This window comes from Rhizobium sp. WYJ-E13, assembly GCF_018987265.1.
GTDB lineage: Bacteria > Pseudomonadota > Alphaproteobacteria > Rhizobiales > Rhizobiaceae > Rhizobium.
The window spans coordinates 3,376,707-3,398,792 of the sequence record NZ_CP076853.1 but is presented as its reverse complement, the minus strand read 5'-3'; the positions used below and the strand labels follow the sequence as shown (position 1 = coordinate 3,398,792).

At 59.8% G+C, this 22,086-nt stretch carries 21 protein-coding genes; 13 read left to right on the top strand and 8 right to left on the bottom strand.

The window, feature by feature from the left end; genetic code table 11:
- Positions 1–4: 4 nt before the first annotated feature.
- Positions 5–595, top strand: coding sequence for a GNAT family N-acetyltransferase (locus KQ933_RS16945; protein ID WP_216755952.1), 591 nt, complete (start codon positions 5–7; stop codon positions 593–595).
- A 61-nt stretch (positions 596–656) separates the two neighbouring features.
- Here the strand turns inward: KQ933_RS16945 and KQ933_RS16940 are convergent, their stop codons facing one another.
- Positions 657–1,622: an NAD(P)-dependent oxidoreductase gene (locus tag KQ933_RS16940; protein WP_216755951.1), complete on the bottom strand. Its 966-nt coding sequence runs from the start codon at positions 1,620–1,622 to the stop codon at positions 657–659.
- 163 nt (positions 1,623–1,785) lie between these two features.
- Between KQ933_RS16940 and KQ933_RS16935 the strand changes: the two genes are divergently transcribed.
- Positions 1,786–2,796, top strand: a complete 1,011-nt coding sequence (locus KQ933_RS16935; RefSeq protein ID WP_216755950.1) for a serine hydrolase — start codon at positions 1,786–1,788, stop codon at positions 2,794–2,796.
- 101 nt (positions 2,797–2,897) lie between these two features.
- On the top strand, positions 2,898–4,055 hold the full coding sequence (locus tag KQ933_RS16930) for a GGDEF domain-containing protein (protein ID WP_216755949.1): 1,158 nt from the start codon (positions 2,898–2,900) through the stop codon (positions 4,053–4,055).
- 12 nt (positions 4,056–4,067) lie between these two features.
- Here KQ933_RS16930 and cysE read toward each other — a convergent pair whose 3' ends face one another.
- The 4 genes from cysE to KQ933_RS16910 form a co-directional block, all read right to left on the bottom strand.
- Positions 4,068–4,880, bottom strand: a complete 813-nt coding sequence (gene cysE, locus KQ933_RS16925) for a serine O-acetyltransferase (RefSeq protein ID WP_216755948.1) — start codon at positions 4,878–4,880, stop codon at positions 4,068–4,070.
- Between the two features lie 174 nt (positions 4,881–5,054).
- Positions 5,055–6,047, bottom strand: a complete 993-nt coding sequence (locus KQ933_RS16920) for a WD40 repeat domain-containing protein (protein ID WP_216755947.1) — start codon at positions 6,045–6,047, stop codon at positions 5,055–5,057.
- The gene (locus KQ933_RS16915) at positions 6,047–7,123 is read right to left on the bottom strand and encodes a GTP-binding protein (protein WP_216755946.1); all 1,077 of its coding nucleotides are present in this window, start codon (positions 7,121–7,123) and stop codon (positions 6,047–6,049) included. Before KQ933_RS16915 ends, KQ933_RS16920 begins: the two co-directional genes overlap by 1 nt.
- A gap of 143 nt (positions 7,124–7,266) precedes the next feature.
- The gene (locus tag KQ933_RS16910; RefSeq protein WP_216755945.1) at positions 7,267–8,058 is read right to left on the bottom strand and encodes a creatininase family protein; all 792 of its coding nucleotides are present in this window, start codon (positions 8,056–8,058) and stop codon (positions 7,267–7,269) included.
- An 83-nt stretch (positions 8,059–8,141) separates the two neighbouring features.
- On the opposite strand from KQ933_RS16910, the gene KQ933_RS16905 reads away from it, so the two are divergent.
- From KQ933_RS16905 to KQ933_RS16890, 4 genes are all read left to right on the top strand, one after another.
- Positions 8,142–8,651, top strand: a complete 510-nt coding sequence (locus KQ933_RS16905) for a MarR family winged helix-turn-helix transcriptional regulator (protein ID WP_216755944.1) — start codon at positions 8,142–8,144, stop codon at positions 8,649–8,651.
- 119 nt (positions 8,652–8,770) lie between these two features.
- Complete coding sequence (locus KQ933_RS16900) at positions 8,771–9,793, top strand: LacI family DNA-binding transcriptional regulator (protein WP_216755943.1); 1,023 nt, start codon at positions 8,771–8,773, stop codon at positions 9,791–9,793.
- Between the two features lie 24 nt (positions 9,794–9,817).
- The gene (locus KQ933_RS16895; protein WP_216755942.1) at positions 9,818–10,774 is read left to right on the top strand and encodes a 2-hydroxyacid dehydrogenase; all 957 of its coding nucleotides are present in this window, start codon (positions 9,818–9,820) and stop codon (positions 10,772–10,774) included.
- Between the two features lie 264 nt (positions 10,775–11,038).
- On the top strand, positions 11,039–12,070 hold the full coding sequence (locus KQ933_RS16890) for an aldo/keto reductase (RefSeq protein WP_216755941.1): 1,032 nt from the start codon (positions 11,039–11,041) through the stop codon (positions 12,068–12,070).
- A gap of 55 nt (positions 12,071–12,125) precedes the next feature.
- Here KQ933_RS16890 and KQ933_RS16885 read toward each other — a convergent pair whose 3' ends face one another.
- Positions 12,126–12,905 carry a gamma-glutamyl-gamma-aminobutyrate hydrolase family protein gene (locus KQ933_RS16885; RefSeq protein ID WP_216755940.1) on the bottom strand — a complete coding sequence of 260 codons (780 nt, stop codon included), beginning with the start codon at positions 12,903–12,905 and terminating at the stop codon, positions 12,126–12,128.
- A gap of 289 nt (positions 12,906–13,194) precedes the next feature.
- On the opposite strand from KQ933_RS16885, the gene KQ933_RS16880 reads away from it, so the two are divergent.
- Positions 13,195–14,301, top strand: coding sequence for a TRAP transporter substrate-binding protein (locus KQ933_RS16880; protein ID WP_216755939.1), 1,107 nt, complete (start codon positions 13,195–13,197; stop codon positions 14,299–14,301).
- 175 nt (positions 14,302–14,476) lie between these two features.
- Here KQ933_RS16880 and KQ933_RS16875 read toward each other — a convergent pair whose 3' ends face one another.
- Both KQ933_RS16875 and KQ933_RS16870 read right to left on the bottom strand, forming a co-directional pair.
- The gene (locus KQ933_RS16875) at positions 14,477–15,967 is read right to left on the bottom strand and encodes a TRAP transporter large permease subunit (RefSeq protein ID WP_216755938.1); all 1,491 of its coding nucleotides are present in this window, start codon (positions 15,965–15,967) and stop codon (positions 14,477–14,479) included.
- A gap of 21 nt (positions 15,968–15,988) precedes the next feature.
- Complete coding sequence (locus KQ933_RS16870; protein ID WP_216755937.1) at positions 15,989–16,528, bottom strand: TRAP transporter small permease subunit; 540 nt, start codon at positions 16,526–16,528, stop codon at positions 15,989–15,991.
- A 317-nt stretch (positions 16,529–16,845) separates the two neighbouring features.
- Here KQ933_RS16870 and KQ933_RS16865 point away from each other — a divergent pair, with 317 nt between their 5' ends.
- The 5 genes from KQ933_RS16865 (at position 16,846) to KQ933_RS16845 (ending at position 22,086) form a co-directional block, all read left to right on the top strand.
- Positions 16,846–19,149 carry a bifunctional diguanylate cyclase/phosphodiesterase gene (locus tag KQ933_RS16865; protein WP_216755936.1) on the top strand — a complete coding sequence of 768 codons (2,304 nt, stop codon included), beginning with the start codon at positions 16,846–16,848 and terminating at the stop codon, positions 19,147–19,149.
- A 143-nt stretch (positions 19,150–19,292) separates the two neighbouring features.
- Positions 19,293–20,045 (top strand): hypothetical protein, encoded by a 753-nt coding sequence (locus KQ933_RS16860; RefSeq protein WP_216755935.1) that lies wholly within the window; start codon positions 19,293–19,295, stop codon positions 20,043–20,045.
- A gap of 165 nt (positions 20,046–20,210) precedes the next feature.
- A complete protein-coding gene (locus KQ933_RS16855; RefSeq protein ID WP_216755934.1) occupies positions 20,211–20,435 on the top strand; it encodes an aa3-type cytochrome c oxidase subunit IV in 225 nt (74 codons plus the stop codon).
- A 104-nt stretch (positions 20,436–20,539) separates the two neighbouring features.
- Positions 20,540–21,688: a Re/Si-specific NAD(P)(+) transhydrogenase subunit alpha gene (locus KQ933_RS16850; protein ID WP_216755933.1), complete on the top strand. Its 1,149-nt coding sequence runs from the start codon at positions 20,540–20,542 to the stop codon at positions 21,686–21,688.
- A complete protein-coding gene (locus tag KQ933_RS16845) occupies positions 21,688–22,086 on the top strand; it encodes a proton-translocating transhydrogenase family protein (RefSeq protein WP_007817406.1) in 399 nt (132 codons plus the stop codon). The genes KQ933_RS16850 and KQ933_RS16845 overlap by 1 nt, the downstream gene beginning before the upstream one ends.

The window sequence follows — 22,086 nt, the reverse complement described above, 5'->3', positions numbered from 1 at the left end:
CAAGATGGCCGCTGTTCTTGATTCTGTCCGCGCATTCTTTGCGCCTGTTGCTTTCACCATCGACGTGGAAAATCCGTCCGATGTCGTCGCTCGCGAGAGCTTGCTCGATCGCGTCATGGGTCCGGATCGTCGCAAGAAGTCGTCGGAAATGATCCGCCGCAACCGCGTCCCGGCCGAGGGCCTAGCGCTGGTCGCGCGTGACCGCGACGGCCGTGTCATCGGCACGGTGCGCTTGTGGAATGTCGAAGCCGGCATCAATTACGAAGGCTCGCCGCTCGATGCGCTGTTGCTCGGCCCGCTCGCCGTGGATGGCAAACATGGCGGCAAGGGTGTCGGCTCTGCACTGATGCGAGCGGCGATCCTCGAAGCAAAAAAGCGCGGCCACGGTGCAATCCTCCTCGTCGGAGATGCGGATTATTACGAGCGTTTCGGCTTCTTCGCCGAAAAGGCTCGTCACCTTGTCATGCCCGGCCCCTTCGAACGTTCGCGTTTTCTGGCGCTCGAACTTGTTGAGGGCTGGCTTGGCGGCGCGGCTGGTATGATCGTCCCTTCGGGACGTATGCTGGCTGGCGCGACGGTCCGGAAGGCGGCCTGACCGGCAAAGGCCCTCCCAATCTCCGGGAGGGGCTTTTTGCTTCGGGGCCGTCGTCTGGGGATCAGGGAGCCGTTGTCTGTATCCGGCCATTGTCAATCAGCCAGCGGACGGCTTCCTGCACAGCCTGCAACGAGCTGTGCCGTGGGGTGAAGCCAAGCAGCCGACGGGCTTTTTCCATCGAGCAATTGGGGCTGCGGGCGATGTGTTCCCAGGTGGCTCTCGCTTCTTCCGGGATCTGTTTTTCCGCCCAGGCGTCATATGCGAGGAATTCCAGCTTCGCTTCCTCGCCAAACCATGCGGCCATCGCCTCAGCATAACCTCGTAGCGTGATTGCCTTTTCCGAAACCGCATGGAAGGCCTCGCCGATCGCCGCCTGCGGCTTGGCAATGGCGGCCATGAAGAGTTCGGCAATGTCGTCGGCATGGACGTGATGTACGGTTTCCATGCCGAAATTCGGCAGGGCGAGGGTTTCGCCGCGCGCCAGTGTCGTGAAAACATTGGGATTGAAGTGACCTGCCGGGTTCAGAGGGCTCCAGCCGGGACCGACGATATGGCCGGGATGGATGAGGGTTGCGGGGAAGTTCCTCTCCCGCGCCATCCGCAACAGATAGGCTTCGATCGCCGCTTTCTTCACGCCGTAGTCGCCGAAGGGCTTCTTCGGCGCTTCCTCGGGCGTCGGGACGACGGTGGAGAAACCATGCGTCCAGATCGTCCCGGTGTGAAGGAAATGGCCGACATGGCCTTCGAGGGCGGTTGTCAGTTGTTCGTTGCTGTCAGGCGTGAAGCAGATCATGTCGATGACGATCTCGCCATTCAGCGCACGGATCTCATGGCCGAAGCGGCCTTCGGCCTCGAGCGCTGCGCGATCCATGTGTCTGATATCGACGCGGCTCCACGCTTCACTCGTCTTGTAGGGCGCGGCCGCGCCGCGGCTGATCGCCACCACCTCATGGCCGGCCTCGACCAGGCGAGGCACGAGATAGGTGCCGACATGTCCTGTTGCTCCGATGACGATCACGCGGGCCATGCTGTCTCCTCCAGATGCGCAGGTGGGCTGGTCATGTGCAGTATGTCGTGCCGCTTCGCGAGACTGCAAGTGGTCAGTGCGCGGATCATATAGTTTCACGTCTGCGTGAATCGCCGGTCTCTGCTGCTGATTTCGTCGCCCACTTGCGCTAGCTCATCGCTCCATGATCAAGCGCCTTGCTTTCTTACTTCTTCTACTGCTCGTCCCGATTGCCGCTGCCGCTCAGCAGGCGGCGGGCTCCGTCCCAGTTCTTCTGGACAGCCTCGGAAGTCGGGACGAGCTGAAGCCTCTGAAAACCGTCGTTGTCGCTCGTGATGGGCGCGTGGTGGCAGAGCATGGCTATCGCGGCCACAAGCCATCGGAATCGACCAATATCAAGTCCGCCTCGAAGTCGATCATTTCGGCACTGGTCGGGATTGCCATCGACAAGGGCCTGCTGGAAGGACCGGACCAGAAGATCGCGCCGATCCTGAAGGCGGATCTGCCCGTTCGTCCGGATCCTCGCCTCAACGAGATCACGGTCGGCAATCTTCTCTCCATGCAGGCGGGGCTGGATCGCCTGTCGGGGGCGAATTACGGGCGCTGGGTTTCCTCTCGCAACTGGGTGCGCTTTGCACTGGCGCAACCTTTCACCGGTCAGCCGGGCGGGGAGATGCTCTATTCCACGGCCTCCACGCATCTTCTCTCAGCCATTCTCACCAAGGTTGGTGGCAAGTCGACGCTGGCGCTGGCGCGGGAATGGCTCGGCCCTGTCGAGGGTTTCCGCATCGGTGCGTGGGAGCGTGACCCGCAGGGCATCTATCTCGGCGGCAACCAGATGGCGATGAGCGCCCGATCCCTGCTTGCCTTCGGCGAGCTCTACCGCAATGGCGGGCGTACGGCCGATGGCAAACAGGTGGTTCCGGCGGACTGGGTCGCCCAGTCCTGGCAGTACCGCACCAATTCGCGCTTCTCCGGCGACGAATATGGCTATGGCTGGTTCACTCGGCAGATCGGCGGAGAGCACGTGCATTTCGCTTGGGGCTACGGTGGGCAGATGCTCTATATCGTACCGTCGCTCAATCTCACCGTGGTCATGACCTCGGAAGAGAGCGGCCCTTCCGCCCGCAACGGCTACCGTGATTCGCTGCACGGCCTGCTGGCTGACATCATCGGCACGGTACGGGCAACCTGACGCAGAAAAACGAGACGTCGCTAAATTTTTAGCGAAGCGTCCAATCAAACTGCAAATCGCTTCCTGTAGGGTTCGCCGCATGGGACTTCGGGACAGGCTCGATGCTGCTGGATCTGCGGACAATCTATTTCATCGTTGCGGTGAGCTGCGTCGTTTTGAGCGCTCTGCAGTTTGCCGCCTATGCAACAGGCCGCTTCGAACGCTGGCCGCTCTGGTGGGGTGCGAGCAACCTGCTCGTCGGCATCGGTTCTTTCCTCGTCGCGCTGCGCAATCTCGTTCCCAATTATGTCTCCGTCGACGCCGGCAATGTGCTGACCATCGTCGGCTACATGCTGATGTTCTTTGCGGTGCGCGCTTTTGCCGGCCATCCCATCCATCGGCGTTATTTCTGGATCGTGATCGTCAGCGCCAGCATGCCGGTGGCGCTTTTCATCAGCGATCCCTCGGCGATATCTGAACGCCTGCTCTATGTCTCGGTGATCTGCTGCCTTTGCGATCTCACCATCGTCAGGGAAGCTGCAGGCATCGTCCGCCGTGAGAAGCTCTATTCGGCGGCCATTCTTTGCGGCCTCTACGTCGCCACCGCGGCCATCTTCGCGGTCCGCAGCTTCTTGGCCGCCACCGGTGACATCGGCGGACCGGATCCCTTCGGCAGCAGCGTGATCCACAGCTGGATGGCGGTATCGGCCGTCGCCTTCATCATGCTGCGCAGCATGGCGATGGTGTTGATGGCGGCGGAGCGAAGCCGGAATCAGCTCATCGAGCTTGCCCATCACGACCCACTCACTGGAACGCTCAACCGCAGTGGCCTTGCTCAGCGTGTGCCGTTGCTTGGCGCTCAGCCGGTATCGCTGCTCGTCATCGATATCGATCATTTCAAGCAGTTGAACGATCAGCACGGTCATGCCACCGGCGACGAGGTCCTGCGGCTCTTTGCTGCCGTGTCGAAGGGCATCATGCGGTCCAGTGATCTGCTGTCTCGGCAGGGCGGCGATGAATTCCTTGCGGTGCTTCGGAATGTCGATCAGGACGAGGCCGTCACGATTGCCAACCGCATTCGTCTCTCCTTTGCGGCAGCCGTCATGCAGATGCCGGATCTGGCAATCTTTCCGACGCTCAGCATTGGCGTCGCCACGCGCAGGGAAAACACCGTGGATTTCGACCGGCTGGTGCAGAGAGCAGATGAAGCGCTTTATCGTTCGAAGCGCGAGGGCCGCAACCGTGTCGAAGCCTCAGGGGAAAACCAGCAAGCTGCCTGAGCGGCCTGGCTTTCAGATATTCTGATCCATGGTCTCTGCGGGGATCTCATCATTGCGATGGATGCGCACGACAACTGCCGGGACCCCGGCAACTGTGCAATGCGCGGGGACCGGCTTCAGCACGACACTTCCAGCCGCGACCTTGCTGAAAGCACCGATCTCGATATTGCCGAGGATCTTCGCACCGGCGCCGATCATCACGCCGTGGCGGATCTTCGGGTGGCGATCACCTGTCTCCTTCCCCGTACCGCCAAGCGTCACGTTCTGCAGGATAGAGACTTCATCTTCGATGACGGCTGTTTCACCGATCACAATGCCAGAGCCATGGTCCAGCATGATCGAGGAACCGATCCTTGCCGCCGGATGGATATCCGGGCCGAAGACCAGCGAGGCGAGGTTGGAAAGCCAGCTCGCAATCTCGAAGCGGCCGTCGGTCCAGAGGGCATGGGCAATGCGATGCGTCTGCAGGGCGTGGAAGCCCTTGAGGTTCAGAAGCGCGTGCAGATAGGTGGTGCAGGCGGGGTCGCGTTCGCGCACCGCCAGAAGATCGGCTTCAATGGCGGCGCGGATATCGGCATGCTCCAGCAATATGCCGTGAAACAGCCGGAAAAGGTCTTGGGCATCGATCTTTGCCACCGCGAGGCGCGCGGAGATCACATGCGCGATGATATCAGCATCGCTTTCTGCGCCGATGACCTGCGTTTCGAGCAAAGTCTGCAGCGCCGGCTCACGCGTCGCGAGATCCGACGCTTCGGCACGGATCGCCGACCAGACGGACGCGAAGGCGCCCAACTCCTTGGCGGCGGCGTTATTCGGAGCTTGCATTCCCGGATCCTTGTTCTTGCAGTCTGCGCACGGCCAAGTGTTCAGCGGCGGAGTGGATCAGCACTATCCACCGGTTCCGGCAGGCGATGCCAATGGTTGAGAGCGGTACGCTCGACCATCACCCCCTGATACGCATGCCCGCTATCAAGTTGTGATACTTCGACCGTCATGGAGTCAGTCCGCTGCGATATCCACCACGCCGCAATCGCCGGCTTCGGAGGCGAAGGCGAGCAGCTTACCGTTTTTGCTCCAGCTCATACTGGTGATGGCGCCCTTGCCGGGGCGGCGCAATAGCGCTTCCTTGCTGTCGGCGAGACGGACGGCGAGGATCATGCCGTCGATGAAACCGATGGCGAGGATATCCTCGGCCGGATGGAATTTCACTGCGGTCGCCATGATGTTGGCGCGGGTGCCGAGTTCCAGCGGCGCCTTGCCCATCGGGCCGTCCTTTCCCTGGAAGGGCCAGACGATGGCGGCCGGTGCACCCGACGATGCGAGCCACTTGCCCTTGGCGGACCAGGAGAGCGATTTGACCTTGGCGGGATAGCCGGTCATGCGCATATGGCGGGCTTCGGTGCCCGATTTTACGTCAAGCTTCCAACCATGCAGCGCGTTTTCCTGCATCGAGGTGACGAGGAAATTACCATCAGGCGAGAAGGTCACGCCGGTATGGGCGCCCTTCCATTCGAGATCAACAGGCTTGGCGCTCATGCCGACCCAGTGCAGCGAAACACCGTTATAGCGGGCTGCGGCTATGCGCAGGCCTTTCGGTGCAAAGGCAATGCCTTCGACCGTGCGCTCTTCCGCGAAATCCTTGGTCGTGCCATCGGCGAGGCGCACCAGCGTGCTCTTGCCGTAGGAATAGGCGATCGCGCCCTGCGGGCCGGCTGCGACCTGCGAAATCCACTTGCGCGGGGCGGAGGCGATCTCGCTGACATCGCCATTAGCATCGATGCGCAGCACCTTGCCATCCTCGCCGCCCGAAATCAGGCTCTCGCTGTAGGGATCGCGGATCGCCGTCAGCATGCCCTGATGGGCTTCGATGACCTTGTCGCTGCCTTCGAGCCGGTGGAAGGTACCGCTGGCATTCGCAAAGAAAGGGACATCACCTAAAAATTCGACGGCCAGAACGTGGCCGTCGAGATCAAGCGGTGCAACTGTTGGCATCAGGCGGCAGCCTCGCAGGCCTTGAAGGATTCTTCGAGCTTTGCGCGATCGAGATCGCGGCCAATGAAGACGAGACGGGTCTCGTGCTTTTCACCTTCCTTCCAGGGACGCTGGTGATCGCCTTCGATGATCATGTGCACGCCCTGGACGACATAGCGCTCGGCGTCATCCTTGAAGGCGATGATGCCCTTGAGGCGCAGGATGTTCGGGCCTTGCGTCTGGGTGATCTTCTGGATCCAAGGGAAGAAGCGCTCCGGGTTCATTTCGCCGCCGCGCAGCGAAACGGACTGAACCGTCACGTCATGGATGGCCGACATCTCGCCGTGGTGATGGTGATGATGGTCGTGGTCATGATCGTGATGATGGTGGTCATGATCGCAATCCGGGCCGCAGACATGATCGTCATGGCCGTGCTCGAGGAAATGCGGATCGTTTTCCAGTGCGCGCTCAAGATTGAAGGCACCCTGATCCAGCACACGGGCGATATCGACGCCGGAGCGGCTGGTCTTGTAGACGCGGGCGGCCGGGTTGATGGCGCGCACGATATCGTCGATCTGAGCCAGTTCTTCCGGCGTCACGAGGTCGGTCTTGTTGATGATGACGACGTCGGCGAAGGCGATCTGGTCTTCGGCTTCACGGCTGTCCTTCAGGCGCAGCGGCAGATGCTTGGCATCGACAAGGGCAACAACGGCGTCGAGCTCGGTTTTGGCGCGGACATCGTCATCCATGAAGAATGTCTGGGCAACCGGAACCGGATCGGCAAGGCCAGTGGTTTCGACGATGATGCCGTCAAAGCGGCCGGGACGGCGCATCAGGCCTTCGACGACACGGATCAGGTCGCCGCGGACCGTGCAGCACACACAGCCATTGTTCATTTCGTAGATTTCTTCATCGGATTCGACGATCAGGTCGTTGTCGATGCCGATCTCGCCGAACTCGTTGACGATGACAGCATATTTCTTGCCGTGACTTTCGGAAAGAATGCGGTTGAGCAGTGTCGTCTTGCCCGCGCCGAGATAACCGGTGAGCACGGTAACGGGGATGGGCTTCTGCTGTGTCTGGATCGCGTCGGTCATGAGAACCTCTGGGAATAGGGCCTTGACCCCGAGGGCAAAGTCCGGGGCCTGAATGGGTCGGTTTCATATAGGCGCTTGGAAGCGGCAGTTCAAAGGGTTTTGTATGTTATAAGATCACATTGCCCTTTGTGCAAAGCTGATGGTCATCGCAGCGTTTCTGGGTCGAAGGCGTCGATATCCTGCAGCAGCTCCACCAACCCGTTAACGGCATGGATAATCAGCGCTTCGCCCTTTTCCGCCGTAGCCTTAGCGGCATTGCCGGCCACGCCTTGCGGATTGAGATCCGACATCTTCCAGCCGAAGGCATGCGGGCCATAGGCGCGCAGGTGCTTGAAGCGCTCGGCAAAGTCTGTCTGGCGAGAGAGAAAATCGGCAGCTTTGTCCATATCCACCCTGTCCGGATACAAGGCCAGCATAACGGATGTTTCGATATCACCGCCGTGAACGCCGATCGCCTTTTCCTGAGGTGAAATGATACCCTCCGGCAGGCCGAAGCGGGTCCAACTGGTGGCGACGGCCAGCATGTTGAAGCGCACGCGCGCTTCCGTGGCGACGATGGTCATGAGCGGTGAGTTGCCGCCATGGGCATTCAGCATCACGAATTTGCGGATGCCGAGCTTCGAGAGGTTTTCAGCGATATCGAGCCAACGCTTTACGGCTGAATCAAAAGAGAGCGTCTTCGTTCCTTCAACATCCATGTGCTCTAAGGAGTAGCCGACCGATTCGATGGGGAGTACGGTGATGGGCAAACCGGCCGGAAGGGCGGTTTTCAGCCTGTTGACGATGCCCTGCGCGATCAATGTGTCGGTTTCGAAGGGCAAATGCGGACCGTGCTGTTCATGGGCGCCGAGCGGCAGGACCGCGATCCAGTGGTGGCGAGCCTCAGGAGCGAGCGCCGGATCATTGTCCTCGAAACGGAACGGCGGAACCAACACGGGCGTTGCCTCTTGTTTATGACGAGATGATGGGCAATGTCATAGCGCAGCCTGGGCAGTGCTTAAAGATCAAAGGGATGGCAATGGGCAAGAAGCATAAGGACGGCAAGAAGCACAAGAAAAAGAAGGATCAGACCGAGTATACGCTCGCCGATCTTTCGCCGGCCCTGACGCAGGCTGCCCGTTCCATGCGCACGGTCCTGTCACGCAACCTGCTCGAAAGCGGTCTCTATGCCGGCCAGGACGGTGTCATTCTTTCGCTTGCCGAAAGCGATGGCATGACGGCGGGCGGGCTTGCCCAGAAGCTTGGCGTGAAGGCACCCACCATGACCCGCACCATCGGCCGCATGGAGGCGCAAGGCTTCCTCGAGCGCAAGCCCGATGCCGAGGATGCCCGGCTCACCAAGGTCTATCTCACTGAACTCGGCCGCGGCAGCGTGCAGGCGATCGAGCTTGCCGCCTCCTCCTGCGACAAGCTTGCGACACTCGATTTCTCCGAAAAGGAAATCCGCAATCTGGTGCGGCTGCTGAAGGCGATCGATGCCAATCTGCAGGCCGAGGCGATGCATGCCGAGGAAGATGAGGAAGATTGAAAATTTCCTCAAAAGGCGAATTGCCTGTGCCGCTTAAATCTTTTAATTAAATTTTTTAAGGCGGTCGCTGCGCTGCGGCAGTCCTTTGTCGGCTTCACGCGTTGCCTGGAGGAGGAGACGTGGCTCAGAAGATCAAGCTTTCGACGATTGCCGAAACGCTCGGCATATCAACGGCGACCGTTTCCCTGGCCTTACGCGATAGTCCCCTCGTGGCAGGTAATACTCGCGAAAAGATCAAGGAGCAGGCCCGCGCATTAGGTTATATCTACAATCGCCGCGCTGCCAGCCTTCGTACCTCGCGTTCCGGCATTATCGGTGTCGTCGTCCACGACATCATGAACCCGTTCTACGGGGAGATCCTGAAGGCGATCGAAAGCGAACTCGACCGCAGCCGACACACCTTCATTCTTTCCAACCATTACGATTCCGTCGAAAAGCAGCGCACCTTCATCGAGACCCTGCTGCAGCTTGGCGGCGATGGCGTGATTATGTCGCCCGCGATCGGTACGCCGCCGGAAGATATCCAGCTTGCGGAGGAAAACGGCATGCCGGCCATCCTCGTCGCCCGCTCCATGGACAGTCAGGATGTGCCGACTTATCGCGGCGACGACAGTTACGGTATTTCGCTTGCCACCAACCACCTGATCGGTCTCGGCCATCGGACGATTGCGATGATCGGTGGCACGGACCAGACCTCGACAGGACGCGACCGCTATCAGGGTTACGTCAATGCGCTGCGCAAGGCCGGCATCGAGGTCGACCCGAACCTGCGCATTCCCGGCCCGCGTTCCAAGCAGGGCGGTTTCGAAGCCGCGGTGCATTTCCTTTCCCTGCCGCAGAAGCCGACGGCGGCCGTCTGCTGGAACGATCTGGTCGCCATCGGCCTGATGAACGGCATTGCCCGCGCCGGTCTCGTGCCCGGTCGCGATATTTCGGTCACAGGCTATGACGACCTGGAAGAGGCCTCGATTGCGACGCCGGCGCTGACCACCGTCTGGAACGGCCAGACCGAGGTTGGACGTCTTGCCGCCCGCGCCCTACTTGATCGGCTTGCCGGCAGCCATGAGCCTGATGGCATCCATCTCATCAAGCCGGAAATGCGTATCCGCCAGTCCACCAGTCCCTATCGGCCGCGTAGCTGACCGCCGAATCCAAGAGGAAAAGCCATGTCCCGTATCGCCGTTCTCGTTCCCGGGAAGATGCATGATCGCGTTCTCGCCCAGCTTAAGGACCGCTTCGAGGTGATAACCGTCGATCGCGACGAGACGCTCAAGCTCGATGCCGAGACAGCGAAACACATTCGCGGTGTGGCAGTCAGCGGAGCCTTTCCGGCTGCGTGGTTCGAGCAGTTGCCTTCTATCGAGATCGTCGCCAGTTTCGGCGTCGGGTATGATGGCATCGATGCCAAGCTCGCAGGCTCGAGAGGCATCATCGTCACCAATACGCCCGACGTGCTGAACGACGAGGTTGCCGATACGGCGATTGCGCTTCTGCTCAACACCATCCGCGAAATCCCCAAGGCGGAGAACTGGCTGCGGGACGGCAACTGGAAGCAGGGCGCTTCCTATCCGCTGACGCGCTTTTCGCTGAAGGGCCGGCATGTCGGCCTTTACGGCCTCGGACGTATCGGCCTTGAGATTGCCAAGCGGCTGGAACCCTTCAAGGTGAAGATCAGCTATCACACCCGCTCGCGTCATGCCGATGCGCCCTATGATTACCAGCCGACACTGAAAGGGCTTTCCGAGGCCGTCGATACGCTGATTGCGATCGTGCCGAAGACGCCGCAGACGCATAAGACGATCAATGCGGAAGTTCTCTCCGCGCTCGGCCCTGACGGCGTGTTGGTCAATGTCGGCCGTGGATGGACGGTCGATGAGGATGACCTGATCGCCGCGCTGAATGCCGGCACGATCGGTGCTGCCGGCCTGGATGTTTTCTATGACGAGCCGAACGTGCCGGCGGGGCTGATCGCCGCGCCGAATACGGTCCTGTTGCCGCATGTGGCCTCGGCTTCGGTTCCGACGCGCAATGCCATGGCGGATCTGGTGGCAGCAAACCTGATCACCTGGTTCGAACAGGGCAAGCCGGTTACCCCGGTGGCGGAAACGCCCGTCAAGAACTAGGCACCCATGCACTCCCTCTGCGAAGACGGCGGGAGCTTTCGCTTTTTCCTTTTTTTCCTTGGAGTTTTTCCCGTTTCCCTACTTGGTAGGCCGGGAGGGATTGGTTATGGTCAGTTCCGGTCGCGCCCGTTTGTTGCGGCCGTAACTGTCATCGGCGGCATTTCGCCGTCTCAAGCTTATACATAGCGATTTGATCGGGGAGCGTCTGCTCCGTCCGGCGTTTTTTTCACGCCGGCAGCCGGCGTTTTCTGGAAGGAGGCAGAAATGGATTATCGCAAGCTCGGTCCCAGCGGGGCCGTCGTCACCGCATATTGCCTGGGTACCATGACTTTCGGGAAGGAATCCGATGAGGCGGCTTCCTTCAAAATGCTCGACGACTACTTCGCCTGGGGCGGCAATTTTATTGATACTGCAGACGTCTACAGCGCCGGTGCATCGGAAGAAATCATCGGCCGTTGGCTCAAGGCTCGCCCGACGCAGGCACAACAGGCGGTGATCGCCACCAAGGGCCGTTTCCCGATGGGAGACGGGCCGAACGATATCGGTCTTTCCCGCCGTCACCTCAATCAGGCGCTCAACGACTCGCTGCGCCGTCTGGGCGTCGAGCATATCGATCTCTACCAGATGCATGCATGGGATGCCCTGACACCGATTGAGGAGACGCTGCGCTTCCTTGACGATGCCGTCCGCGCCGGCAAGATCGGCTATTATGGTTTCTCCAACTACGTCGGCTGGCATATCGCCAAGGCCTCCGAAATCGCCAAGGCCCAGGGCTATACGCGTCCGGTAACGCTGCAACCGAAATATAACTTGCTGATGCGCGACATCGAGCACGAGATCGTCGATGCCTGCAAGGATGCCGGCATGGGGCTGCTGCCATGGTCGCCGCTCGGCGGCGGCTGGCTGACCGGTAAGTACAAGCGTGACGAGATGCCGACGGGTGCTACACGCCTCGGCGAAAATCCCAATCGCGGCGGCGAAGCCTATGCGGCCCGCAATGCGCAGGAGCGCACCTGGGCGATCATCGCCACAGTCGAAGAGATCGCCAGGGCACGTGGCGTCAGCATGGCGCAGGTGGCGCTCGCCTGGGTCGCGGCACGTCCGGCCGTGACGTCTGTCATCCTCGGCGCCCGCACCTCAGAACAGCTTGCCGACAATCTCGAGGCTGCGAAACTGGTGCTGTCACAGGAGGAGACGGCGACGCTCAATGAGATCAGTGCGCCGACACCGGGGCAATATCCCTATGGTGTCCACGGCGCCAATCAGCGTCATCGCAAGATCGAAGGCGGTCGCTGAGCCATTCGATCAGAAAGAAACAAGGCCGTCGGAGCGATCCGGCGGCCTTTCTGTTTCACGCGGTCGCCTGCGCCCGCAACGGCGGCAGCCTGCTCGCGGCGTAACCCCGGACCGCGTCGCCGAAAGCGGTAAAGAGCTTGTTTGAGGGCTTGTCGGTCTCAGCCCAATATTCCGGATGCCACTGAACGCCGACGGCAAAGGCCTTGGCGCCGATGACGGAAACGGCCTCGATCGTGCCGTCTTCTGCCGTTGCTTCCACCTGAAGGCGCGGCGCGGTCCTGGCGATTGCCTGCCGATGCAGGGAGTTCACGCGGATCTCGCCGGCGCCGACGATACCGGCAATGCAGGAGCCTTCCCTGATGAAAACGCTCTGGCGGATCGCGTACATATGGTCGCGATCCGTGACATCGGGTTTACGGTGATCCCAGATGCCAGGTTGCTCCTGGATTTCACTGGCAAGCGAGCCGCCAAGGGCAACGTTCAATTCCTGAATGCCGCGGCAGATGGCAAGAAGTGGAATGGCGCGGTCGATCGCACGGCGGATCAGCGGCAGGCTCGTGGCGTCGCGGGCCGGGTCAAAGGGGCCGTCGGCTTCGGTAGCTTCGAGGCCGTAGAGCGAGGGGTGCACATTGCTGGCTGAGCCGGATACCAGCACGCCGTCTACCCGGTCGAGGATCGCATCCGTGTCGTACCCTTCCTCGAAGGCGGGAATGATGAAAGCCATCACGCCGGCGGCATTCAGGGCCGCGCGTACATATTGATGCTGTACGGCATGCCAAGTCGCACCGTCGAGACTGCGGATATCGGCAGGAATCGCAACGATCGGTTTCGTCATTTTCGCCCCTGAGAAAGATATCGGACGTTTCTGCGGCCAGAATGGCCGGTAAGTCAACGCTTGGTTTCAAGCGGTGGCCAAATTGCGGCGGTTCCAGCTGTGCGACTGATATCAGGGCGCGCTAAGCTGCTGATTCCGATGGATGGGCGAGGCCTGCCACAGAAGCGTCGTGATCCCAAAGACTAATAGACGAAAGCTTGAAACGCTTCTTCCGCCATGCTTAGCTTTGCCCCTACTGCGGGTAGGGGTGAGGATTGCCACGCAGTGCCATCTGTACGGGAGGTTTTTGATGGATCGTCGTTCATTTATGAAAAAGGCGGGAACAGCCGGCGCCGGAGCCGTTGCCGCAACTGCTTTGGCAGCACCTGCAATTGCGCAGGAAAACCCAAAGATTGCCTGGCGTATGACCTCGTCGTTTCCGAAGAGCCTGGATACGATCTATGGCGGCGCTGAAGATATTGCCAAGCATGTTTCCGATGCCACTGGCGGCAATTTCACGATCCAGCCTTTCGCAGCCGGTGAAATCGTGCCCGGCCTGCAGGCAGCCGACGCGGTTAGCGCCGGCACAGTCGAGGCAGCGCATACCTGCTCCTACTATTTTGTCGGCAAGGATCCGACCTATGCGATCGGTACGGCCCTTCCCTTCGGCCTCAATGCGCGCCTGACCAATGCCTGGTTCTTCGAAGGCAACGGCATCAGCCTGATGAACGAGTTCTATGCTACGCAGGGCATTTACGGCCTTCCGGCAGGCAATACCGGCGTGCAGATGGGCGGCTGGTTCCGCAAGGAAATCAACACGCTCGACGATCTCAAGGGCGTCAAGATGCGTATTGCCGGTCTTGCGGGCAAAGTGCTCGAAAAGCTCGGTGTCATCCCGCAGCAGATTGCTGGCGGCGACATCTACCCGGCTCTGGAAAAGGGCACGATCGATGCATCCGAATGGGTTGGCCCCTATGACGACCTGAAGCTCGGCCTGCACAAGGTTGCCAAGTACTACTATTATCCCGGCTTCTGGGAAGGCGGTCCGGCGATTCACGCCTTCTTCAATCTCGAAAAATGGAACAGCCTGCCGAAGCATTACCAGACGATCCTGGCTGATGCCTGCACTTATTCCAACACGAAGATGATGGCGAAATACGATATGAAGAACCCTGGCGCGCTGAAGCAGCTCGTCGCGGAGGGTGCCACACTTCGTCCCTTCAGCCAGGAAATCATGGAAGCATCCTTCCAGGCTGCAACCGGCATCTATGGCGACATCTCCTCGAAGAACCAGTATTTCAGGAAGATCTACGACGATCAGACGGCATTCAAGCGGGATGCCTATCTCTGGATGCAGCTCTCGGAATACACTTTCGATACGTTCATGATGATCCAGCAGCGTGCAGGCAAACTGTAAGGCGACTGTCGCTTCTTAGTCAGGCCACCGATCAAAAAAGCCCCGGACAAAAATCCGGGGCTTTTGTTTTCGATGGGTCATTTCCAGTTTTCATCGAATACGGGGATGCTCTATCCCTTTGTTTTCACAAAGAATTCATGGTTAGGAACCGCTGCGCATTTTTGCTGGAATTGCTCTACTGCGCAGGTGGCGACGGAGGTGTGCTTGGCAGCGTCGGTAAGGTCAGGCCTGGAATCTGCGGAGACCCTCCTCCACCTGGGGCTCCCAATGGCGGCAGGCCCAGCTGGCCACCGAAGTCCGGTACTTCGATCTTAATCGAGTTCGGATCGATCTTAGGGCCATGGTCCAACCAGTAGGTGACCGATTCCGGCCAGAAGATCACGATCGCCACGAGAATGAGCTGCATGCCAACCCAGGGAAGCGCACCCATGTAAATATCCGAGGTTTTGACCTCGCGGCCGGCGATCGAGCGCAGGTAGAAGAGCGCGAAGCCGAAGGGCGGGTGCATGAAGCTCGTCTGCATGTTGACGCAAATCAGCACGCCGAACCAGATCAGGTCGATGCCGAGATTGGAGGCGACGGGGGCGAGCATCGGGATGACGATGAAGGCGATTTCGAAGAAATCGAGGAAGAAGGCGAGCACGAAGATGAAGATGTTGACAAAGATCAGGAAACCGACCGGGCCGCCGGGAATACCCGATAGCATGTGCTCGATCCAGCGCGAGCCGTCCATGCCCTGGAAGACCAGGCTGAAACAGGTGGAGCCGATCAGGATCATCACAACCATGGAGGTGATGTGCGTGGTCGATGTCATCGCCTCGCGGATCAGCGGCCACGTCAGGCGCCGGTTCATGGCTGCGAGCGCCATGGCGCCGACGACGCCGAGCGCGCCGGCTTCCGTCGGCGTCGCAAGTCCCATGAAGATCGTGCCGAGCACCAGGAAGATCAGCACGATCGAGGGCACCATGCCCATCAGCACTTTCATGAGCAGCGCCCAATTGAAGTCGCCGCGCACTTCCTTTGGCAGCGGTGGCATCGATTTTGGCCGGACGATCGACAGCACCAGGATGAAGAGCACGAAGATCGCCACCTGCAGGATCGAGGGGCCGATTGCGCCGCGATACATGTCGCCGACCGATTTGCCGAGCTGGTCGGCGAGAACGACGAGTACCAGCGAGGGCGGGATCACCTGAGTGATTGTGCCGGAGGCGGCGATGACGCCGGTGGCAAGGCGCGGATTGTAGCCGTAGCGCAGCATGATCGGCAGCGAAATCACACCCATGGTGATGACCGAGGCGGCGACCGTCCCGGTGATCGCGCCGAGTACGGCGCCGACGAGGATGACTGCATAGGCGAGGCCGCCGGGAATGCCGCCGAAGAGTTTGCCGGTGCCCTCAAGCAGATCCTCGGCCAGCCCGCAGCGCTCCAGTATCGCACCCATGAAGGTGAAGAAGGGAATGGCGAGCAAGAGGTCGTTGGATACGATGCCGAAGAAGCGCGGCGGCAGTGCTTGTAACCAGACCGCACCGAAATGGCCGGTGACGATGCCGACGATGCCGAAGAACAGGCCGACGGCGGTCAGCGAAAAGGCGACCGGAAAGCCGTAGAGCATGAAGACGACCATGCCCAGGAACATGGCCGGCGGAATGATACCGAAATCAAACAAATCCGTTCCTCCAGGCGCGCGTTATTGCAGCGGCTTTTCGTATTTCGTGTCGATGTTGATATGGCCGGTAAGGGCTGCGATCCGCTTGATCAGCTCGGAAACGCCCTGAAGGGAAAGCAGGCCGAAACCGGCGACCAGGATCAGCTTGACTGGCCAGCGGATCAACCCGCCGGCGTTGCCCGATATTTCCCCCTGTTGGTAGGAAAGCGCGAAGAAGGGCCAGCAGACCCAAGTGAGGAAGACGCAGACGGGAATGAGGAAGAGGATGAGGCCGATGACGTCGATCCAGATCTTCGCCCTGTCGGAAACCGAACCATAGATCAGGTCGACGCGGACATGCTCGTTGTTGCGCAGCGCATGCGAGGCGCCGAGCAGCACGACGAAGGCGAAGAGATACCACTGGATCTCGAGCCAGCCGTTCGAGCTGTAGTTGAAGGCATAGCGGACGATGGCGTTTCCGGCGCTGATCAGGCAGCAGAAAAGCACCATGTATTCGGAAAGTTTGCCCATGAACTGGCTGATCGAGTCGATCAGCCGACTGGCGGCCAGGAATACCGACATTCGCCTCCCCTTATTGTCTTGCCGTTTCGGCAGTTCTCCCCTGCAACCGGTGTAGACCAGGGTTTTTGAAATTGGAAGGATAAATGACCCGCCTTGGAGTATAGTCTTATGCGGCCAGACCCCTGTGATCCCGGTGAAAATTCCGGCAACTTTCGCGCGGATATATTTTTCATTAATCTCGCGATAAAGCTGCAATATCGCGTGCCGGATGTGCAGTTCATCCTGTGGTTTTAGAAAAATTGACCAAATGTTTGAACCGTTTGAAATCAATTTTTAAAGGGTTCGGTTTACATTCCCCGCGCACAGGGAAAGTATGGATGAAGCCACATAACCCGAACAGGGTCCCTAAGGATGTGTATCTGTCGTTTGTGAGTTCTCTCTCCGGGAACCGCATGACGCTTTTGGCTGGCGTCATTGTACATTCGGCAACTTTCCTTGCCGTCGCCGCCAAAACTCAGTCTTCCGTTTATATACTCCTGGCAGTTGCCTTCATCGTGGTGTTCTGCGCCCGCATGGCGATCTTCCGCCTGTTCGACAAGGTAAACAAGGACAGGCTGTCCTTTGCGGAGATCGAGCGGTGGGAGAAGGTTCTTGTGGTCGGAGCAGCGGGCACGACGACACTCCTCGGTATCGGCAGCGGCTATGCCATCTTCTTCACGCGCGATTCCTTTGCCGAGCTCGCCTGCATCGCAGTGACCATGGCGACGATGGTTTCCGTCGTCGGCCGCAATTATGGCTCGCGCATGGCGGTCGACCTGCAGACATTCTCCTGTTGCCTGCCGATGATCATCTGCAGCGTGATGACGCTCGATTTCTACCGCGGCATCCTGTCGGTCTTCCTCATACCGTTCTGGCTGACGACACGGGCCATGGCGACCGGTGTACGTGAATTCCTCTATGAGAATGTGATCGCGCGCCGTGAGATTGCCTCGATCGCCGAGCGCTTTGACACTGCGTTGAACAACATGCCGCACGGCCTCGTCATGGTCGATACGGAGAACCGGATCCAGGTCATCAACCGCAAGGCCTGCGAGCTCCTCAAGATCGGGGCACCGGATCGGTTGAAGGATCGCGATCTCGGCGCGGTGTTGCGTTATGGCGCCCGCTACAGCTTCATGGACGCTTCGCAGCCGGAGCTGATCCTGCGGCAGCTGACACAGGTGGCCGAAGGCAGCCTGTCGCGGACGCTCATCCATTTCCCCGAGGGACTGTCGCTGGAATTTTCCGCGAGCCGACGCGCAGATGGCGGTGCCGTATTGATCTTCGAAGACGTTTCGAGCCGTGTGAAGGCCGAGCAGAAGATCCTGCACATGGTGCGCTTCGACGCACTGACCGGCCTGCCAAACCGCGAATATTTCGGCCATCTCGTGCAGGATTATCTCGCCAGACATCCGAAGAAACGCGGTCCTGTCGGCTTCATGATCCTCGATATTGACGAGTTCAAGCATGTCAACGACATGCGGGGCCACGTGACCGGCGACCACCTGCTCTGCGCCATCGCCATGCGGGTCAAGGAGATGGCCGGCAACGCCATCGTCGGCCGCCTGATGGGCGATCAATTCATCCTCTTCTTCCCGCATGCGCGTGACCGGCAGGTGCTGGATGCCGACATCCGTAAGCTGCACGCTACGATCCAGGGTCAATATGAAGTCGACGAGGTAACCTTCCTCGTCTCGCTCAGTGCCGGGTACGCCGTTCTCGAAAGCAACGCCTTCGCCATGGACGAATGGAGCGTTAAGGCTGATCTTGCACTGTTCGAAAGCAAGTCGCGCTTGAAGGGCGGAATTGCCGGTTTCGAGCGCGAAATGGATGGCCGCTATATCGAGCAGCAGAAGCTCAAGGCGGATCTGCGCGAGGCCGTGGCTGCAAATGCGCTTCATCTCGTCTTCCAGCCGATGTTCAAGGCCGATGGCCTGCGCATCGAATGTGCTGAAGCGCTGGCTCGCTGGGTACATCCGGAAAAGGGATACATTCCGCCCGACGTCTTCATCCGCCTTGCCGAAGAGATGGGCATCATCTCGCAGATTACGCGGTTCGTACTCTTCAAGGCCTGCGAAGAATGCATGAGCTGGCCGGATCATATCGCCGTTTCGGTCAACCTATCGGCGCGCGACTTGCGCGATGCGGACATCCTGTCGGTCGTTTCGGACGCGCTGGAGCACTCGGGTCTTAAGGCATCGCGCCTGCATCTGGAAATCACCGAAAGCAGCCTGATCGACGAGCCGGCGGTCGTGCGCGCCATCCTTGCCGAATTGCGCAGCCGCGACATCACCATCGCCATCGACGATTTCGGCACGGGCTTCTCCAGCCTCAGCTATCTCGACACTCTGCCGCTCGATATCGTCAAGATCGACCGCTCCTTCGTACGTAACATCGTCGAAGATACGCGCCGCCTGAAACTGTTGCGCGGCACGGTCCACCTTGCCCGCGAGCTCGGTCTCAAGATCGTCGTCGAGGGGGTCGAAACCCCGGAGCAGCTGGCGCTTCTCAACAAGCACCGCAGCACAGATCTCATACAGGGTTATGTCTTTTCCCCGCCGGTTCCCTCGAAGGAAATCGGCATCCTCTCCCAAGCTCTCAACCGCCGCGCGGCGCCGCGTCGCCGCGCCAAGGTCGCCTGATCAGGGCCATATCTGGCGGTACGACCACGGGCATATTCGCGGCCATTAACCTTAATGATTCAAATATGCCCCAAATTTTTATCAAATCTTGCGCTTTAATGAATGTGGTATGATTAATGACCCGTTAACAACGGGGTGCATCTATGGCGTCTGTCCCTTTGAGTACGAGTGACTTTTCGAAAAAGGTTCTCGAAGTTCTTGATAATGTCGAATATCGCCGCGTCGAAAGCACTGAAGACATGGAGGATGTCGAGCGGCTGCGTTACAAGGCCTACAAGGCGCATGACACGCTGGCGTTGGCCCCGAAGGGACTGCTCGACGACACGGATTTCGACAGCCATGCTCATGTTTTCGGGCTTTATTATTACGGCGAACTCGTCAGCACGATCCGTATCCACCATGTGACACCGGAACATCGCGTTAGCCAGTCGGCCGGCGCCTTCCCAGAAGCAATCGATGCGCTTCTCGATGCAGGCCTAAGCTTAATCGATCCGGCGCGTTTTGCCGCCGATCCCGATCTGACTGCCGATCTGACCTGGATTCCCTACCTGACGCTGCGGCCAAGCATCGTCGCGGCCGCGCATTTCCGCGCACATCGGGTTCTGCAGTTCGTCCGCCCGCCGCATGCGGCATTCTACAAGCGTGTTTTCTATGCAGACACCGTCGTGCCGGGCCAGAAGGCCAAAAATTACGGGATCGACATGACGCTGATGGCGACCAACGTCATCGAGGTCGGCCGCAAGCTTCTTACGCGTTATCCCTTCTTCATTTCCAGCGCCAGCGAGCAGCGGATGATGTTCGCGCGCGGCGCGGAAAACACGCTGCCGTCGCTCACCATCGTTCCCACCGCCCGTTTCGTGCCGGAAGGCCAGCTCGGAACGGATCTGCCGCTTTGACTCTTCCATAGGGAATGCCCTCTCCGTATCAGGAGAAGGGCGTTCCTGCGGCATTCTCATGCATTGCGCTTTCGCCCGTCATTGTGTAATCCCTGCGGGTAGGGATTTGCCTTGCTGAGGCAAGGGAATCAGGCAGCGCTAAGGCATTTCAGGGAGACGATATTCATGGCCGAACATCATACCGGACCGGTCGAGACCGGCGCGCCGATGGACTACAAGGAACATGAAAAGACCTACGACATGTTCATTGCCGGCACGAAATACGGCACGATGCTTCTAATTGCCCTGATGCTTGCCATGACTGCAGGTTTCTTCGGCGGCGCCGGCTTCCTCGGCGGCATCCTCGTCTTCCTCATCATTCTCGTCGCCGGCATCTTCCTGCTCCGCTAAGTGCGGCCCGCGGGAAGACAAGTTTTCCGAACTTTGTGAAGTAGATGCTTGGCCCACGCAGGCGAGCAGCCTGCGACGGTCCAGCTGACCCGGAGGAGGGGCAGTTGGCGAATACCATTTTCGTAGCAAAGGAAATCACTGATGATGAGACGCGCGTTGCCGCGTCTGTCGAAACCGTGAAAAAGATGAAGTCGTTCGGCTTCGATATTATCGTCGAAGCAGGCGCTGGAACGCTTTCCCGCATTCCGGACAGCGAGTTCGAGGCCGCGGGTGCTGCAATCGGCACATTCGCGGATGCAGCGTCCGCCGATGTCATCCTCAAGGTCCGCCGGCCGAGCGAAAGCGAAATTTCCGGTTACAAGACCGGTGCCGTCGTCATTGCCATCATGGATCCCTATGGCAATGACGAGGCGGTTGCCGCGATGGCGCGATCGGGCCTTTCCACCTTCTCCATGGAACTGATGCCGCGCATCACCCGCGCGCAGTCGATGGACGTGCTGTCATCCCAGGCCAATCTTGCCGGCTATCAGGCCGTCATCGAAGCCGCCGTCGTTTATGACCGAGCCATGCCGATGATGATGACGGCGGCAGGCACGGTTCCCGCCGCCAAGGTTTTCGTCATGGGTGCGGGCGTTGCCGGTCTGCAGGCGATCGCGACGGCGCGCCGCCTTGGCGCCGCCGTCTCGGCGACAGATGTTCGCCCCGCGGCCAAGGAACAGGTCGCCTCGCTCGGCGCCAAGTTCATCGCCGTCGAGGACGAAGAGTTCAAGGCGGCGGAAACCGCCGGCGGCTATGCCAAGGAAATGTCCACCGAATACCGGGCCAAGCAGGCGGCACTCGTTGCCGAGCACATCGCCAAGCAGGACATCGTCATCACGACCGCACTCATCCCCGGCCGTCCGGCGCCGCGGCTGGTGTCCCGCGCCATGCTGGCTTCGATGAAGCCGGGTGCGGTGGCTGTCGATCTCGCGGTCGAGCGTGGCGGTAATATCGAAGGCGTGGTCGCGGGCGACGTCGCCGATGTCGAAGGCGTGAAGGTAGTCGGCTTCTCGAACATGGCGGGCCGTGTGGCCGCCAGTGCCTCCGCGCTTTATGCCAAGAACCTTCTCACCTTCCTGGAGACGATGGTGAACAAGGAAACGAAATCTGTCGTGCTCAACCTCGAAGACGAGCTCATCAAGGCGACGATGCTGACCTATGCGGGGGATGTCGTGCATCCGGCATTCGGCGGCGCCAAGAAGGGGGATAACTGATGGCCAGTGAAGCAATGGACAAGGCGCTGGAACAGCTCGACCAAGCCGTCACCGCGGTTATCACCGCTGCTGCCCAGGCACCTGAGGCGGCAAGCGCCGCAACCGGCGGGGCGATCGATCCCTTCGTCTTCCAGTTCGCGATCTTCGTGCTGTCGATCTTCGTTGGCTATTACGTCGTCTGGTCGGTGACGCCGGCGCTGCATACGCCGCTGATGGCCGTGACCAACGCGATCTCCTCGGTCATCGTCGTCGGTGCGCTGCTTGCAGTCGGCATTTCGACCAGCGGGCTTGCGACAGGCTTCGGTTTCGTGGCCCTCGTGCTCGTCTCGGTGAATATCTTCGGCGGCTTCCTCGTGACGCAGCGCATGCTGGCGATGTACCGCAAGAAGGACAAGTGA

Bases quoted from the DNA above. Each gene is read 5' to 3' on its own strand.
- KQ933_RS16905 (WP_216755944.1), top strand. From the start codon at position 8,142: ATGGGCAAGAAGCATAAGGACGGCAAGAAGCACAAGAAAAAGAAGGAT.
- KQ933_RS16930 (WP_216755949.1), top strand. From the start codon at position 2,898: ATGCTGCTGGATCTGCGGACAATCTATTTCATCGTTGCGGTGAGCTGC.
- KQ933_RS16855 (WP_216755934.1), top strand. From the start codon at position 20,211: ATGGCCGAACATCATACCGGACCGGTCGAGACCGGCGCGCCGATGGAC.
- KQ933_RS16890 (WP_216755941.1), top strand. From the start codon at position 11,039: ATGGATTATCGCAAGCTCGGTCCCAGCGGGGCCGTCGTCACCGCATAT.
- KQ933_RS16880 (WP_216755939.1), top strand. From the start codon at position 13,195: ATGGATCGTCGTTCATTTATGAAAAAGGCGGGAACAGCCGGCGCCGGA.
- KQ933_RS16885 (WP_216755940.1), bottom strand. From the start codon at position 12,905: ATGACGAAACCGATCGTTGCGATTCCTGCCGATATCCGCAGTCTCGAC.
- KQ933_RS16860 (WP_216755935.1), top strand. From the start codon at position 19,293: ATGGCGTCTGTCCCTTTGAGTACGAGTGACTTTTCGAAAAAGGTTCTC.
- KQ933_RS16920 (WP_216755947.1), bottom strand. From the start codon at position 6,047: ATGCCAACAGTTGCACCGCTTGATCTCGACGGCCACGTTCTGGCCGTC.
- KQ933_RS16935 (WP_216755950.1), top strand. From the start codon at position 1,786: ATGATCAAGCGCCTTGCTTTCTTACTTCTTCTACTGCTCGTCCCGATT.
- KQ933_RS16945 (WP_216755952.1), top strand. From the start codon at position 5: ATGGCCGCTGTTCTTGATTCTGTCCGCGCATTCTTTGCGCCTGTTGCT.
- KQ933_RS16915 (WP_216755946.1), bottom strand. From the start codon at position 7,123: ATGACCGACGCGATCCAGACACAGCAGAAGCCCATCCCCGTTACCGTG.
- cysE (WP_216755948.1), bottom strand. From the start codon at position 4,880: ATGCAAGCTCCGAATAACGCCGCCGCCAAGGAGTTGGGCGCCTTCGCG.
- KQ933_RS16865 (WP_216755936.1), top strand. From the start codon at position 16,846: ATGAAGCCACATAACCCGAACAGGGTCCCTAAGGATGTGTATCTGTCG.
- KQ933_RS16845 (WP_007817406.1), top strand. From the start codon at position 21,688: ATGGCCAGTGAAGCAATGGACAAGGCGCTGGAACAGCTCGACCAAGCC.
- KQ933_RS16895 (WP_216755942.1), top strand. From the start codon at position 9,818: ATGTCCCGTATCGCCGTTCTCGTTCCCGGGAAGATGCATGATCGCGTT.
- KQ933_RS16870 (WP_216755937.1), bottom strand. From the start codon at position 16,528: ATGTCGGTATTCCTGGCCGCCAGTCGGCTGATCGACTCGATCAGCCAG.
- KQ933_RS16940 (WP_216755951.1), bottom strand. From the start codon at position 1,622: ATGGCCCGCGTGATCGTCATCGGAGCAACAGGACATGTCGGCACCTAT.